Below are 15,651 nucleotides of genomic sequence, written 5' to 3'. Positions count from 1 at the left end.
CCAAAACTGCAACCCACCCAAGAACGTCTTCAAGCAAATGCCAATTCAGCACTTTTTCATTCAGTGTATTTCCTTTGCTCAAGCGGTAAGCAGCAAAGCCATTGACTGCAACACCCAGCACAGCCAAAGCCAGCATTCCCTCGGTCATTGGCATTACCGGGTTAGCCAGCCGCGGTATTGCCTCAGTCAGAACCCATACCGATCCGCCAATAAGAACCAAGCTGTTTATTAACGCACCCAACAATGACAGCCGGCGATAACCATAAGTAAATTTATGATTTGCAGACTTACGACCAAGTCGGTTTAATAACCAAGAACTACCAATTGATAAGCAGTCACCCAAATCATGTACCGCATCTGCCATAATTGCCGTGCTGTTGGTTAACCAACCTCCGACAAACTCAATTACGGTAAATACCAGATTAAGAAAAAACGCCATAGCGATGCGACTGTCACTTTCATCTTTTTGCTGGGAGTGATTGTGCTGATGCATGAGTATCCTCTACATTTAGTCCAAAAATAGCTCAGTTGCTTTGACTAACGGCTTTGTTTAATTGTTTTAAAATACCACAGTGCTCAACCGTGCGCTTTGAGGTACAGCTACGACGCAGAGCTTTTAATTGTTTATTAAGTAGTGTTAATTCCGCTATCCGGCGTTCTACCTGCTCGATATGCTGCTCAATCATCTGATTGACATCATCACACTGCGACATAGGCGAGTGATGCAGTGTCAGTAACTGACGAATTTCTGCCAAACTCAGATCTAAACTCCGGCAGTGTTTAATGAATAGCAACCGCTCTATATCAGCGTGATCGTAGAGGCGGAAATTACCATCGCTACGTAATTTCGCCGAAAGAAGCTGCTCCTTTTCATAGTGACGGATGGTTTGCACAGAACAGCCAGAGATTTTTGCCAGCTCTCCAATCTTGATCATCTCGATACTGCCTATTGACTCTATAGTTACTATAGACTTTAAACTAGGTTGCATAACAACCCAAGGTTTATCGGTTATGAATTCAAAAGACAGCAACAATACTAAGGGTAGTGTCACGAGCAACATTGAAACTAACAGCGCCGACGCACCGGGTTTTCATGAGAAATATAGCAACGTCAGTGAGTTCCGGGTGCCTAAAATGGATTGCATTGCTGAGGAACGCTTAATACGTATGGCGCTGGAAACAGTTTCGTCAGGTGTTCTGTTACAGTTTGATATCCCGCAACGGCAGGTTCGCGTTTTTCACGCTGATAATGCGAATGAAATTGAAGCAAAAATGAATAGCTTAGGGCTGGGTGCGTCCCTTACAAAAACCGGGGCGGTACAAAAAGAGGAAGTAATCCAGGTCAGCCAATCGACGGCGTCAGGTTCGCAACGGGAGGGTTTTATTCTGAAGTGGTTGCTGGCCATTAATGCTGTGATGTTTGCGGTAGAGTTTGTGACTGGCTGGTTGGCGCAATCGACCGGTTTAATAGCCGACTCTCTGGATATGTTTGCCGACGCAGCCGTATACGGAGTTGCGCTATACGCTGTCGGGCGAAGTAGCAAAACTAAATTAAATGCCGCAAAACTTGCTGGCTGGCTTCAATTGGCTTTAGCGTTGGGAGCGATTAGCGAGGTCATACGGCGGTATCTTTTTGGCAGCGAGCCAGCATCAACTTTGATGATCACTATGGGAGCGATTGCTTTGATTGCTAATGTGACATGCCTGCTACTAATTCATAAACAAAAAGAAAGCGGTGCGCACATGAAAGCCAGTTGGATTTTTTCTGCCAACGATGTGATCGCCAATGTTGGCGTTATTTTGGCTGGCATACTGGTTATTTGGACAGGATCACCTTACCCAGACTTGGTAGTGGGTTTCATCATCGGATTAGTTGTACTCAATGGTGCGCGTAGGATCTTGCAAATTAAAGCGTAAAAGAGTTACTTGTTGTTGTATTGCAATAGCGCTACCATGGCGCTAACTTACTGAGGGATTTATGTCAGGTCGTACATCAGGCTTATTATTACTATTGCTGATTATGCTGAATCATGCCGTGATGGCCTGTGATGCATTAGTTATGCATTTGCCTGATCATGCCCATGCCTACACCGACCTGCAACATGAACACTGCCACTCAGATACCCTTTTCGACGTAAGCAGTGAGCAAATCACTGCACATAACGTTGAACATAACTCTGAGCATGAAGCCGACGAACACAGTAATCATGCTCATGTCTCCTGCTATATCGCTTTTTTTCAGGGCATGGAACTACTTAACTTCCGTGACAGCGTTATAGCCGCTACCCAACCAGGGTTAAACCTCATTAGCTATCGCCCACCGGTTCCTCCACCAAATATCTGATCCTGCTTGTTTATCTTTTTTTATTAACGATTAACTTTCAGGAGCATACCCATGCGTATGACACTAATGCTGCCAGCAATACTGGCGGCGGTATTTTGCGCGCTTCCGCTACGTGCCGAGCCGCAAGCACTGACATTACAACAGGCAATAGATAAAACACTGCAACACAACCCGCAGCTGCATCAGTTTAAATTTACCCAACAGCGACTGCTGGCAGAGCGTGAGGTGCAAAGCCTTAAACCCGGTTATCAACTCGGTGTAGATCTTGAGAACGTTGCGGGCACCGGAGAGGCCAGAGGGCTGGCCGGTGCTGAGCTGACAGTCGCCTTGTCTTCCGTGATAGAGCTGGATAATAAAGCTCAGTGGCGCGCTGCGGTAGTAGACGCCAGGCTCAATACTCTTGATTGGCAGCAACAAGCGCAAACCCTCGATGTGCTGGCAGAGCTTACCCGCAATTATATTAATCTATTGGCCAGCCAGCAGGAATTGACACTGACAGAAGAGGCCGTAGAGCTCTCAGAAGCCCTGCTGCAAAGCGCAGAAAAACGTGCCGCCAGCGGTGCTTTGTCAGATGCTGAAATCATGCGCGCAAAGGCGCAACTGGCTCAGGTTCAGATCGGGCGGGACGCCCTGTTGCAGCGCATTGAGCGGCAAAAAATAGCCATAGCACGTTTTTGGGGTGATACCAGCGCCAACTTTAACGTTGTGGCAGGTAATTTGTTTGCTTTTGGTCAAAGCCGCCCTTTTGCCGAGCTGTATCAGCGGCTGCAACAATCGCCGGCGCTAACCATTTTTGCCTCTGAACGTCGGTTAAAAGACGCCGAAGTGCGATTGGCGCAAAGCCAAAATCGCGCCGATCTGAGTTGGCAAGTAGGGGTAAGACGCTATCAGGCCAGTGATGATACAGGCCTTACCTTTGGTATCTCAGTGCCGTTATTTGCTGAACGTCGCAATAGTGCAGCCATCGAAGCTGCGCTGGTAGAGCGAAACAATGTTGAGTATCGGCAGCAGGATAGCTTACTGATCCTGCATGAGCGCTTGTTTGATGCGTACTCGCAACGGCAGCAATTTATTACCAGTCACCAACAGTTGGCGCAGTACGTGATCCCCAACCTGGAACAAGCGCTGGATCTTACGCGTGATGCTTTCCAGCGCGGGCGCTCAAATTATCAGGATTGGCTTAATGCCCAGCAAGAATTGTTGCAGGCAAAAAGACAAATACTGGAAACCGCCACTGCGGTGCTATTGAGCCAGGCGACGATTGAACAGCTTACCGCCGAGCCGGTAACCCAGTAACCGACAAGATTATTGCCCCGCTGCCGCACTTCATTAACTGTGCGACGTGGCAAACAAAACATACAGGAAGATAGCATTATGAAATCACATGTAACACTGGCAATGTTTATTGCAGCCTGGCTTATGCCGATGCATGTAATGGCCGCCAATGAGCAAGAACAAGCTCATGTCCATGCCAAAGAGCAAGCGGTAAAACCGCAATCTGACGCTAAGAAAAATGAAGAGCACGAAGAGCATGAAGAGCATGAAGAACACAATGAGCATGAAGGGCACGACGAAAACGACGAGCATGAACACAATGAAACCCTAAGCAGCCGCATTAGTGATGATATTGCTACAGCGGTAAATATTGTCACAGACCGTGCTGACAGCCAGTTATTACGCCAACATCAGGTAGTTTATGGCAAGCTTAGCGCTGATCCAAACCGCATCAGCCATGTTAATGCCCGTTTTCCCGGTATTCTTACCTCGGTGAAGTTCTCGCTGGGTGACAGCGTAAAGGCAGGCGATGTACTGGCCGTTGTCGAGTCAAATGAGAGCTTAAATACCTATGCCATTAAAGCACCAATTGACGGCGTTATTATTCAGCGCAGCGCCAATGTTGGTGAAGTCGCACAGCAGCAGACGCTGTTCAGCATTGCTGATTTTGGCAGCCTGTGGGCAGATTTTCGCCTGTATCCGTCACAACAAGTTGCTGTCGCGACAGGGCAAAACGTGGTCATTATGGCCGCTGACACTGAGATTAACGGCGTAATTGCGCATATCATCCCGTCATTAACCCAGCCGTATCAACTGGCCAGAGTTAAGCTGGATAACCGTGACGGTAAACTGTCGTCCGGGCAAATGATCGAAGGAGCTGTGATAAGCGGTGAATTCAACGTTGAGCTTGCCGTTAAAAAATCTGCCATTCAAACACTGGATAATCAAAGCGGTGTCTTCGTGAAAAACAATAGCGAATATGTCTTTACCCCATTACAGCTTGGCCGCAGCGACATGGATTATGTCGAAGTGATTGCCGGTTTACAGCCCGGCCAGTGGTATGTCACGACAAACAGCTATCTGTTAAAAGCGGATATTGAAAAATCTGAAGCCGAGCACGCGCATTAAGGGGGCACTATGATTGAATCCATGTTACGCCTGGCTATTGCAAGGCGGTATCTATTTTTAACGCTGACACTGTTGATTATTGCCATTGGTAGCTGGAGCTACCAACAGTTACCGATTGATGCAGTGCCGGATATTACTAACGTTCAGGTACAAATAAACACCGCAGCACCGGGTTATTCGCCACTTGAAGCCGAGCAGCGTATTACCTATCCGGTAGAAACTGCCCTGTATGGCTTACCCAATTTGAGTTATACCCGCTCTTTGTCACGCTATGGCTTGTCACAGGTAACGGTGGTGTTTGAAGAAGGCACGGACATCTACTTTGCCCGCAATTTAATCAACACCCGGTTAGGCGCTATCAAGGATATGTTGCCTGAGGGCATAGAGCCTGAAATGGGCCCTATTTCAACCGGGCTTGGTGAAATCTTTATGTATACGGTGCAGGCCAAGCCGGGCGCTCTGCAACAAAATGGTTCACCTTACGATGCCATGGCACTGCGGGAAATCCAGGACTGGATCATAAAACCACAATTAGCACAGGTTAAAGGTGTGGTGGAAGTAAACAGTATTGGTGGCTACAACAAGCAATACCATGTGTTACCCGACCCACTGAAACTGCTTAATTATGGCCTGAGTATTAAGGATGTTGAGCTGGCCCTGAAAGCCAACAATGACAACCGGGGGGCCGGTTATATTGAACGTGAAGGCATGCAACTGCTGGTACGCTCGCCCGGTCAGTTAACCTCACTGGATGACATTGCCAATGTCATTATTACGCAATACGACGCTATACCGGTAAAGCTGAGTGACGTTGCCGACGTGGCCATTGGCAAAGAGCTGCGAACCGGTGCGGCAACTCAGGATGGTAAAGAAGCTGTGCTGGGTACAGCCATGATGTTAATTGGTGAAAACTCACGCACAGTGGCACGGGATGTGGCGCAAAAGCTGGAGCAGATCAAAAGCTCTCTGCCGGAGGGTGTAATTGCTGAAGCAGTATATGACCGCACCACCTTGGTGGATAAAGCCATTGCAACCGTCAGTAAAAACCTGCTGGAAGGCGCATTATTGGTGATCGTAGTGTTGTTTATCCTACTGGGCAACCTGCGGGCGGCGTTAATCACTGCGGCGGTGATCCCGCTATCAATGCTGATGACCATTACCGGCATGGTACAAGCCGGCGTTTCTGCCAACCTGATGAGCCTGGGTGCGCTGGATTTTGGCTTAATTGTTGATGGTACGGTGATTATTGTCGAAAATGCGGTTCGCCGCCTGGCACAGGCACAACACAACGGCAGTATCCAACCGCTGAGAGAGCGCTTAAATACAGTGTATCTGGCAACAGCAGAGGTTATCCGGCCCAGTTTGTTCGGTGTGGCTATCATTACCATAGTGTATATCCCTATTTTTTCGCTGACCGGTGTCGAAGGTAAAATGTTTCATCCAATGGCAGCGACTGTGGTGATGGCCCTGTTATCAGCTATGGTGTTGTCGCTGACCATTGTGCCTGCCGCTGTGGCGGTGTTCTTAAATGGTAAAATCAGTGAAAAAGAAAGTGCGGTTATAAGAGGCGCTAAAACCCTGTACGCACCTCTATTAGCGCTGGCACTGAAATTTCGCTGGCTGGTGATTGGCTTGGCCAGTGCTCTGGTTGGTGTGTGTCTGTGGTTGGCGACCACGTTGGGGGCGGAGTTTGTGCCTCAGCTTGATGAGGGCGATATCGCTTTACATGCCATGCGTATTCCGGGCACCGGGTTAGAACAAGCCGTTGCAATGCAGGAAATTCTGGAGGAAAAGATCAAAACCTTTGCTGAGGTTGATAAAGTGTTTGCCAGAATTGGTACGGCAGAAGTGGCGACCGATCCGATGCCACCCAATGTGGCTGACAACTTTGTGATATTAAAACCGCGCAGTGAATGGCCCAATCCGGATAAAACCAAAGCCCAATTGGTCACTGAAATGGAAGCTGCTTTGGCGACATTGCCGGGCAATAACTATGAATTTACCCAACCTATTCAGATGCGTTTTAATGAACTGATTTCTGGTGTACGAGCAGATCTGGGTATTAAGGTATTTGGTGATGATTTAGATCAGCTGGTTACAAGCGCTAATCAAATTCTGCAAGCGGTCAACAAGGTGCAAGGTGCTGCGGATACTAAAGTAGAGCAAGTCACTGGTTTGCCAACCTTGTCGGTGATCCCCAACCGAACCGCGCTTGCCCGTTACGGCTTAAATGTGGTTGAACTACAGGACTGGGTATCAGCGGCAATTGGTGGTACGTCGGCCGGTATTCTGTATGAAGGCGACAGACGCTTTGAGCTGATTGTGCGCTTGCCGGAAATCCTTCGTCGCGATCTGGACAAACTGGCGGTGTTGCCGGTGCCATTACCAAATGGGGACTTTGTACCGTTACAGGAAGTAGCTACCTTAGATTTATCGCCAGCACCGGCTCAAATTAGTCGTGAAAATGGCAAACGCCGGGTAGTCGTAACTGCGAATGTGCGCGGGCGAGACCTTGGTAGTTTTGTAGAAGAGGTAAAGGCCCAAATCAACCGTGACGTTACATTACCAGCCGGTTACTGGCTGGATTATGGTGGTACTTTTGAGCAGCTGGAGTCCGCCAGTCAGCGCCTTAGCATCGTTGTGCCTGTTACGTTACTGCTGATCTTAGGTATTCTGGTGATGGCTTTTGCGTCATTTAAAGATGCGTTGATTATCTTTAGCGGTGTGCCGTTGGCGCTCACCGGTGGTGTGTTGGCCTTGTATTTGAGGGGTATGCCTTTATCAATCTCTGCTGGCATTGGCTTTATCGCCTTATCAGGTGTGGCGGTGTTGAACGGTCTGGTGATGCTGAGCTTTATTCGCGATCTCTGGCGTGAGAAAGGTGACTTGCTGTTAGCGATAACGGAAGGCGCGCTGACCCGGCTGCGTCCTGTGCTAATGACCGCTTTGGTCGCGAGCCTTGGTTTTGTGCCGATGGCGATTAATATTGGCACCGGTGCTGAAGTGCAGCGACCGCTGGCGACAGTGGTTATTGGCGGCATTATTTCGTCAACCTTGCTGACGTTGCTAGTATTGCCGGTGCTATATCATTGGGTGCACAAAAACGATAACCGTAAACAGCAAACGGAATAATCATTAACCTGCTTCGCTGCAGTGTTGGGCTGCAGTGAAGAATACTGTCGAACGTTTTGGTAGTAGTATGGGTGTTTATGCCAATGAACTTTCAAAGAGCTGAGTACAACATCCATGCACCAGCTCCAATCATGAATAGGTTTTCTGTGAGTGAAACAAAACCGAGCGGAACATTACTATCGCCGCCAACGCACGCGCACTTAAGCTCTCGTTTGTCGATATATACAGCCTTAAATACCGAAATAGCGCCTACAGTCCCGATAAATAAGGATACAGGACCAACTATAAATCCCGATATTGACGCTAGCATTCCAATACCGGCAAACGCTTCTGCAAACGGGTATATATAGGCATATCTGATATGGCGCATGGCTAACAGATCGTAGGTTATAAAGGAGTTAGAAAATGTGTATAGATCGCGCAGCTTTTGAATGGCCAATATAGTCATGCTATAGGCAACGAACAATTCAACTATGTTTATTAAATTAACGCCAGGCATGTATGCAAAACTAGTGGCTAAGCTCATTAAAAAGGCGACTGCAAAAATGGCCAGTACAGGCGTATAGGTGGTACCGGTTTGCCCCGCCTGATCCATGCCAAAATAATCTCTCAAATCGTCATAGCCGCCAATCTGATTGTCGTCGATGAAAGTCTGGGGTGTGGTTTTAACGTTATATTTTTTCTTAAACTCATCAGTTTTCTCTCGCGACGTTAATTTATGGTCTTCTACCTCAAAACCGTTTCTTTCAAGAAGGTCTTTAGAGCGTAATCCATAGGGGCAAATATGTTCACTGGTATGCATGCGATATAGCTTTGCTGTTTTTTTCATTTCGACGTCCTTAAATAAATCTAGTTAACTTATGATTATTGTCCGCTAAATTCTGGAACCGCTCTTTTAGACGCTTCAGCTTCCGATGAGGCTACGCCATTTTTTTCAATGTCTGCAAGAAGCCACTTCATTTCCTTAATTTCTCGCTCTTGAGCCTTGATTATTTCGTTAGCCAATGTTTTTACGCGTACGTCTTCAATATTTGCTCTGGAGCTGGTGAGTATTGCGATGGAGTGGTGCGGTATCATGGCTTTCATCCATGAGGAGTCTGCAACTGTTGTTTGAGAACGAACTAAGAATAGTGAGATAGCAAATACGGCTGCACTACCAATGAGTACTATTGTGTTTTTTGTCTTGCTCTCATACATGTTCAACATGAAAAGCAGCATGATAATCGCCATTACGGCACCCATATATATAGCCATATACAAACGGGTTTCACTAAAAAAAACATGCCCAAACTCAAATGTGTTGAAATACATCATCAGCAGCATTGCTGCAGTTGAGGTGGAGATCATTGCAAAAAATTTAGTGTACTTAGTCATAGCAACTCCTAATTTATTGTTTATTCATGGTTTTGAAAATTAATGATGCTGAACAACTTACCAACAAGAAACCGGTCATGGCTTCTAGCCCCGCAAGAAGATATAGGTGCCCCAGCGGCTCAACTGGAGACATTCCCAAAGTGGTGAGGTTGATTATTGAGAAGTAAAACGTCTCAATAAAGGTAATGGGGACCTCACCACCAAGTGCTCCCAATCCAATTGAAATGGAAACTTTAAAACTAATGGCAAACCACATAGCTGCGATTAATTGACTTAAGGTTATCCCGTAAACTAAGCCTAGTAGAGTTAAAAACGGTGACAGTCTAGTGTTATTCATCCACGTTTTCAGTCTATGTAAACAAAAATAGTGGCTGCTTGTAGCCAAACCTATAGCGATGAGTGCAATTAAAAGCTGGATAGTTACTTCCATTTTATGATCTTCTCTATCCGCTTAAAACCAAAACCGCGCACCCAGAACAAGTCCAGTCTCGCTTATCGGTTCACCGGCGAGTTCTTCAACGTCGGCGGTGTTACCCAACGCTTTGCTCCAATACATGCCAACATAAGGCGCAAATTTACGAGAGAATTCGTAACGGTAACGAAGCCCCAGTCGGATTGAAGTAAAGCCAGATTGGCGGTCAAACCGTTCAGATTCTGATAGTGAGGCATTAATAGCTAAACGAGGCTGGAGGTAAGAGACTTGCGTGACTCTTATTTCATATTCGGCTTCCATTGCAAAATTGATATCGCCGTCTTCATTTATCATCAGCGAGTTATCCATTTCAAATTGATAAGGTGCCACTCCATAAAGGCTTATCACCGCATAATTTTCCATATTGGATTCACTGGTTAATGTGCCCCGTGTTCCCAAGCCGGCCTGTAACTCCCAGAAGGGCGCAATTAATTTACTAGCGAGTAACTCTGCGCGTTCAATGTCTGTTGGCTCACCATCATTTTGTTTGTTTTCACCTTCACTTTTAAAATAAATGCGATAGGTATCGCCGCCGTACCAGCCAACCATATCCCATACCCCAATATTTTCATTATCATCAGTGCGGGTATATTCGAAGCGGTCAAACAGTATTGTACCAGTGTAATAATCAACAACAGGTTCAGGCCAGTCAGATGGTGGTGCTTCTTGTGCATGTGCACCCGAAAGTAGGGTAACCATGCTAGTAGCTACAAGAGATAAAAAAACCGTATTTACATTCTTCAAAGCCATCTCCTAAGATACCGATACAATTCTGAACATACCTGCATCCATGTGGTACAGCAGATGGCAATGAAATGCCCAATTTCCGGGGGCATCTGCGCTAATGAGTAGCGATACTTTTTCACTAGGCTTTAAGCTGATGGTGTGTTTCCTTGGCGGGGGATAATTACCATTTTCAAGCTCCATCCACATGCCATGTAAATGGATGGGGTGATTCATCATAGAGTCGTTCACCAAAATGAGCCTTATTCGTTCGCCATACTTAAAATGCACTGGGTCTTTAACTTCGCTAAATTTAAGGCCATCGAACGACCACATATAACGCTCCATATTGCCAGTTAAATGCAGCTCAATAGTCTGAGTCGGCTCGCGCTCATCTGGCCATGATTTTGCGCCTACCAAATCGCTGTACACTAAAACTTTGTGCTGAACATTTTCAAATCCAATGCCCGGCTCATCTAAACGGCTAGTTGGGTTGCTCGCTATCATTGATGCACCAGCACCATGCCCTGAGGCATCGTGTTTAATGTCAATGCTGTCAATGGGTAGTGGCTTTTTACTTTGTGACATATCCATCATTTTTGACATGGTTGAATGCTTGTTCATGGGAGGTGTTGAGCCATGACTATCCATATTAGGCATACTATTCATTGAAGACATTCCTCCCATCCCCATCGCTGCCATTCCGCGCTCTGGCATTTCGCGAAGTTCAGGAACAGATGCTTGAACGCCTAACACAGTAGCTAACGTGCCGCGAACATATCCACTTCTATCCATACTTTCAGCATAAAGCGTGTAGGTTGTGGTTCCTTTAGGTCTCACAATTACATCATAGGTTTCAGCAACCGCAATGCGAATTTCTTCGACAGTAACCGGTTTTACCGGCTGTCCATCTGCAGCAACGACAACCATTTCCAATCCAGGGATCCTGAAATCAAAGTAGGTCATAGCGGAACCATTTATTAACCTTAGCCGCACGCTTTCGTTGGGTTTGTACAAAGCCGTCCAGTTCGTTGCGGCGTCACGCCCGTTCATAAGGTAAGTGTACGTCGAGCCGGTAACGTCTAAAATATCTCGCGGGTTCATGCGCATCTCAGCCCACATCGCTCTCTCTTTTAGCGTATTTATAAATCCTCGTTTTTTGATGTCGCTTACAGTGTCTTCAATTGTTCTTTGTTGATAGTTGTAATATCCTTCAGCCACTTTAAGATGTCTGAACACATCGTGCGGATCTTCGAACGTCCAGTCGCTGAGCAAAATTATGTGTTCCCTGTCGGCACCAATGTCACCATCTTTCGGATCGATGATGACCGGCCCTAAATGACCGAGTTGCTCTTGTAAACCAGAGTGACTGTGGTACCAATAAGTACCATTTTGTTCTACATCAAATTGATAACGGAAGGTGGAATTCGGCGCTATACCAGGGAAGGCAACGCCCGGCACGCCGTCCATTGTGTAAGGTAAAATAAATCCATGCCAATGTATGGAGGAGCTATCTTTGAGTTGATTGGTCACATTGATGGTGACATTTTGCCCTTCTTTTAAGCGTAGCAATGGACCCGGTGATATTCCGTTTAGAGTAATTAGGTGTGAAGTACCGCCTGCAATACGTTTAGCTTGTTTCGCAATCGTTAAATCGATGACGACGCCACTCACCACGCCATCACCAAAATTCATTGCCAAGTTATTTTCGTTTATGCTTTGATTTGTGTAGCCTTGAGATTTAGCCCAAGGAGCAGCCATGCGGCTGGTTAAGGCTAGGCCGCCAGCGGTATACAGTAAATTCTTTATAAACGTGCGCCGCTGACGTTGTTTTGTGTTATTCATTTTGAACCTTTTATATCGTATTTTTTAAACAATCAGTAAAAACTGCGCGCTCAAATGAAAGCTAAAGTTCGTCTAAATAAGCCCTTTTACTGGCGTTTATTATTTGGAAAGGATTTTATTTACTAATAACTTGTAATATTAAAAAGGTTTGTATTACAAAAATTCTACTGCAAAATTCTTTTAACGCTAATTGTTAACTTAAACCCTAACTGAAATCTTGACTAAAAAAAGTGAAACACCTAATAAAAACAGTTTTCTGACAAAGATGTAATGCAACGGTAATCTGGCTGTTATGAAGTTTGTATTCGCATCGTTTAAATTATTACTGCTTTCAGAATTCTTAGTTAGTCTCTAAACACCAAGGGTATTTATGAAAATAGAAAGTATGCGCGACATACTGCACTGGACTGTCCAATTTCATGAGCAATTGGCTAACTGCCTTGAGCATTGTGCACCGACTCAATCAGAACGATCGAAAATGGTGATGCAATATTTACTCACTCATGAAAAGCATCTGGCGGTTTTAGTAAAGTCATTTTCGGACAAGGCGCAGTTTGGTGAGTTAGAAACCTTGTTTATTGAGTATTTGGAGAAAAATCCAATTGTATTACATGAGCATTGCGACGGTGAATTTGCGAACTTGACTGAGGCAGAAATAAGCGCAAGGGTAATTGACCAACATCAACAAGTTTTAGCGTTATATTCATACTTAAAAGAGCAAGCTGTTATACCTCACCATAAAGAGCTGATGAACAACTTACTAGAGCTTGAGAATCAAGAAATAATATTGATGGCACAAGGATTAAACCGTTTTCAAGACATGTAGAGTTTCTCATTTGTCTACAGGTTAACGAAGACAATGTGACTTTTAAGGCAATTAATGATGGCCGACCACAAACACTCTAATTATAATAAAGGCAGTTTAAGCTTGGCCGGCGCGATTGCAATGGGTACCGGCGTGATGATTGGTGCAGGTATATTTGCACTTACTGGACAAGTGGCTGAACTTGCTCGTGAATGGTTTCCCTTTGCTTTTCTCATCGCCGCCATAATATCATCAGCTAGCGCCTATTCTTACGTGAAACTATCTAACGCATACCCTTCGGCAGGCGGCATTGCGATGTTTTTAGAAAAAGCCTACGGGAAAAGTACAATCACGGCATGTTGTGCGCTATTGATGTATTTTTCTATGGTCATTAATCAAAGCTTAGTTGCACGAACCTTTGGTAACTACGTACTCCAACTTTTTGATTTTGAGCCTGCCGCATGGATGGTACCTGCACTTGGTGTAGCATTATTGATCGCTGCCTTTTTAATTAATGTGCTCGGCAACAAAATTATTCAAACAACATCCTTTATCATGGGGATTGCAAAGGCCTTAGGGCTAGTTGTGCTGGCGGGCGGGGGTATCTACGTTGCAGATGCTGGTATTGCTAGTACGTTTGTTGTGCCTGCTGACACCACCGTTAATAATTTCATTGGTTCGATCGCACTAGCCATATTAGCATTCAAAGGCTTTACAACGATTACCAATAGCGGAGGTGAGATTGTTGATCCAAAGAAAAACGTTGGGCATGCCATTGTCGTTTCAATCTTTATTTGTTTCGTAATCTACATGTTAGTTGCAATCGCCGTTGGAACTAATTTAACGATAGACGAAATTGTGGTCGCTAAAGACTATGCACTTGCCGAAGCCTCAAAACCCGCATTTGGAAAAAGCGGACTTTGGATTACCGTAGGTTTTGCCATTGTTGCCACTGTTTCCGGTGTTATTGCAAGTGTATTTGCAGTATCACGGATGTTAGCGATGTTGACCGACATGAAGCTAGTACCACACAGGCATTTTGGCATGCCGGGCAGCATTCAACAGCACACGGTTGTATACACTGTCGTGATAGCAATGTTGCTAACAATTTTCTTTGATTTAAGCCGAATCGCTTCACTAGGTGCAATCTTTTATCTGCTCATGGATATTGCAATTCATTGGGGCGTATTTAAACACTTGCGCAAAGATATTAAAGCAAGTGCTGCGGTTGTGCTTAGCGCTATAGTGCTGGACATTGTTGTGCTGGGAGCATTTATCTGGATAAAGGCGTCCACTGATATACTGGTGATCTGGTCGGCGATTATGGGCTTGGTACTAATTGTAGGAGCGGAGAAGTTTTATTTGAGCAAGATTCGGGGAGTGAGCTCCCCCTAAAAGACCAGACACTCATTCGGTTAAAATACAACTTTAGAAGAACATCATGACTAAACAGCGTTTTACCCCAGAATTTAAAACTGAAGCAATTGAAGTGTCTACTGTTGCTGGTGCATAGGAACCTGTTGCAGTGAAGATGAAAACTGCAAGTAGCAAAATACTGCAACTTGATAGCGAGTAGTTTAGCGTGCGGCAACGTTTGACGTTGCCGCACGCTACTATTGTCAGGATGCTCACATTGTATTTTATAGCTAAGGTCAAGAAATATCCAAACCAACAACCACCGTTGCCCAGGCCGTGATACCTAGCACCAACGCGCCGGTACATATTTCAATACCAATAACTGCTCTGAGGCGTTTTATTGCATTCGGTTTAGCCAGTTGCGGCACCAGTAATAGTTTATTGGTCGCACCAAGCCCAAGCAATAACGTAACCAGGGTTAATTTTATTAACAACGTTTGACCGTAGGCTGTTTGCCATAGCAGACGTAAATCTCCCAGCAGCATTTGCAGCATAACAACACCCATAACCAACAACGCACCCACAAAAACTATTGCCAGCTTACCAAAATTATCCATAACTCTTGCTAGCATTTCGGTTTTAGCTATTCGGGTGAGATGCCACAGCGGCAGCAATGAGCCAACCCACATTGATATCGCCAATAGATGCAACAGCAATGCTAATTTGCCATACCAGGGGGCACTTACCAGATGCCCGGTAAACGTAAATGACACCATCACAGCGGTAGCCCCCAGCAGCATTAACCAGGTGCTAAGTTTGCTTTTCAAGCAAAAAATGGCCACTAATATACAACTGGTAAAACCGCCCAGCGCCAAAGCCCAACTTAAACCCGGCTTACCCGACAGCAATATGGCATAGAGCTCCCAGTCGTAAAAACTGGCGAAGCCCTGACCACTAAACATCAGTAGTTGAGTTGAAAAAGTAATTAGCACAGCAGCAATGCCTAACCCAGCGCACACCATGATATAACGCTGCAACCAGTGGGACTCAGTTTCATAAGGCCGAGTTAACTGCCAAAGGTAAAAACCACCCACCACACCCGCTGTCGCAACGTAAGTGAACACTTTTGCTAGCAAGGTAATAAGATTAGTGATGTCCACAATTTACCCTCAAGGAGGGCAGCGCCCTCCTGTGCTC

15 protein-coding genes are annotated in these 15,651 nt (G+C 45.7%); 7 read left to right on the top strand and 8 right to left on the bottom strand.

The window, feature by feature from the left end; genetic code table 11:
- On the bottom strand, positions 1-493 hold a 493-nt coding region (locus B2X65_RS02885; RefSeq protein WP_290610535.1), incomplete at its 3' end, for a cation diffusion facilitator family transporter.
- Positions 494-524: 31 nt separating this feature from the next.
- Complete coding sequence (gene cadR / locus B2X65_RS02880; protein ID WP_290610533.1) at positions 525-989, bottom strand: Cd(II)/Pb(II)-responsive transcriptional regulator; 465 nt, start codon at positions 987-989, stop codon at positions 525-527.
- 22 nt (positions 990-1,011) lie between these two features.
- Between cadR and B2X65_RS02875 the strand changes: the two genes are divergently transcribed.
- The 5 genes from B2X65_RS02875 (at position 1,012) to B2X65_RS02855 (ending at position 7,879) form a co-directional block, all read left to right on the top strand.
- The gene (locus tag B2X65_RS02875) at positions 1,012-1,917 is read left to right on the top strand and encodes a cation transporter (RefSeq protein WP_290610531.1); all 906 of its coding nucleotides are present in this window, start codon (positions 1,012-1,014) and stop codon (positions 1,915-1,917) included.
- 61 nt (positions 1,918-1,978) lie between these two features.
- The gene (locus B2X65_RS02870) at positions 1,979-2,344 is read left to right on the top strand and encodes a cobalt transporter (RefSeq protein WP_213995630.1); all 366 of its coding nucleotides are present in this window, start codon (positions 1,979-1,981) and stop codon (positions 2,342-2,344) included.
- 51 nt (positions 2,345-2,395) lie between these two features.
- Positions 2,396-3,640, top strand: coding sequence for a TolC family protein (locus B2X65_RS02865; RefSeq protein WP_290610528.1), 1,245 nt, complete (start codon positions 2,396-2,398; stop codon positions 3,638-3,640).
- 78 nt (positions 3,641-3,718) lie between these two features.
- Positions 3,719-4,747 carry an efflux RND transporter periplasmic adaptor subunit gene (locus tag B2X65_RS02860; RefSeq protein WP_290610526.1) on the top strand — a complete coding sequence of 343 codons (1,029 nt, stop codon included), beginning with the start codon at positions 3,719-3,721 and terminating at the stop codon, positions 4,745-4,747.
- Positions 4,748-4,756: 9 nt separating this feature from the next.
- Positions 4,757-7,879, top strand: a complete 3,123-nt coding sequence (locus tag B2X65_RS02855; protein ID WP_290610524.1) for an efflux RND transporter permease subunit — start codon at positions 4,757-4,759, stop codon at positions 7,877-7,879.
- A gap of 91 nt (positions 7,880-7,970) precedes the next feature.
- Here B2X65_RS02855 and B2X65_RS02850 read toward each other — a convergent pair whose 3' ends face one another.
- Genes B2X65_RS02850 through B2X65_RS02830 form a run of 5 tightly spaced genes read right to left on the bottom strand, consistent with a single transcriptional unit; the run spans position 7,971 to position 12,293 of the window.
- Positions 7,971-8,708 carry a MauE/DoxX family redox-associated membrane protein gene (locus B2X65_RS02850; RefSeq protein WP_290610522.1) on the bottom strand — a complete coding sequence of 246 codons (738 nt, stop codon included), beginning with the start codon at positions 8,706-8,708 and terminating at the stop codon, positions 7,971-7,973.
- A gap of 35 nt (positions 8,709-8,743) precedes the next feature.
- The gene (locus B2X65_RS02845) at positions 8,744-9,253 is read right to left on the bottom strand and encodes a DUF305 domain-containing protein (protein WP_213997601.1); all 510 of its coding nucleotides are present in this window, start codon (positions 9,251-9,253) and stop codon (positions 8,744-8,746) included.
- A 13-nt stretch (positions 9,254-9,266) separates the two neighbouring features.
- Positions 9,267-9,683, bottom strand: a complete 417-nt coding sequence (locus B2X65_RS02840; RefSeq protein ID WP_290610519.1) for an ion channel — start codon at positions 9,681-9,683, stop codon at positions 9,267-9,269.
- Positions 9,684-9,704: 21 nt separating this feature from the next.
- Positions 9,705-10,469 carry a copper resistance protein B gene (locus tag B2X65_RS02835; protein ID WP_290610517.1) on the bottom strand — a complete coding sequence of 255 codons (765 nt, stop codon included), beginning with the start codon at positions 10,467-10,469 and terminating at the stop codon, positions 9,705-9,707.
- 9 nt (positions 10,470-10,478) lie between these two features.
- Positions 10,479-12,293 carry a copper resistance system multicopper oxidase gene (locus B2X65_RS02830; RefSeq protein WP_290610515.1) on the bottom strand — a complete coding sequence of 605 codons (1,815 nt, stop codon included), beginning with the start codon at positions 12,291-12,293 and terminating at the stop codon, positions 10,479-10,481.
- A 370-nt stretch (positions 12,294-12,663) separates the two neighbouring features.
- Between B2X65_RS02830 and B2X65_RS02825 the strand changes: the two genes are divergently transcribed.
- Positions 12,664-13,119 carry an ATPase gene (locus B2X65_RS02825; protein WP_290610514.1) on the top strand — a complete coding sequence of 152 codons (456 nt, stop codon included), beginning with the start codon at positions 12,664-12,666 and terminating at the stop codon, positions 13,117-13,119.
- Positions 13,120-13,173: 54 nt separating this feature from the next.
- Positions 13,174-14,493 carry an APC family permease gene (locus B2X65_RS02820; RefSeq protein ID WP_290610513.1) on the top strand — a complete coding sequence of 440 codons (1,320 nt, stop codon included), beginning with the start codon at positions 13,174-13,176 and terminating at the stop codon, positions 14,491-14,493.
- Between the two features lie 257 nt (positions 14,494-14,750).
- Here the strand turns inward: B2X65_RS02820 and B2X65_RS02815 are convergent, their stop codons facing one another.
- Positions 14,751-15,614 carry a copper resistance D family protein gene (locus tag B2X65_RS02815; protein WP_290610511.1) on the bottom strand — a complete coding sequence of 288 codons (864 nt, stop codon included), beginning with the start codon at positions 15,612-15,614 and terminating at the stop codon, positions 14,751-14,753.
- Between the last annotated feature and the right edge of the window lie 37 nt (positions 15,615-15,651).

The organism is Arsukibacterium sp. UBA3155, assembly GCA_002364615.1.
Classification (GTDB): Bacteria; Pseudomonadota; Gammaproteobacteria; order Enterobacterales; family Alteromonadaceae; genus Alishewanella.
Note: the sequence above shows the minus strand (reverse complement) of the source record. Positions and strands in the feature narration are given on the sequence as shown.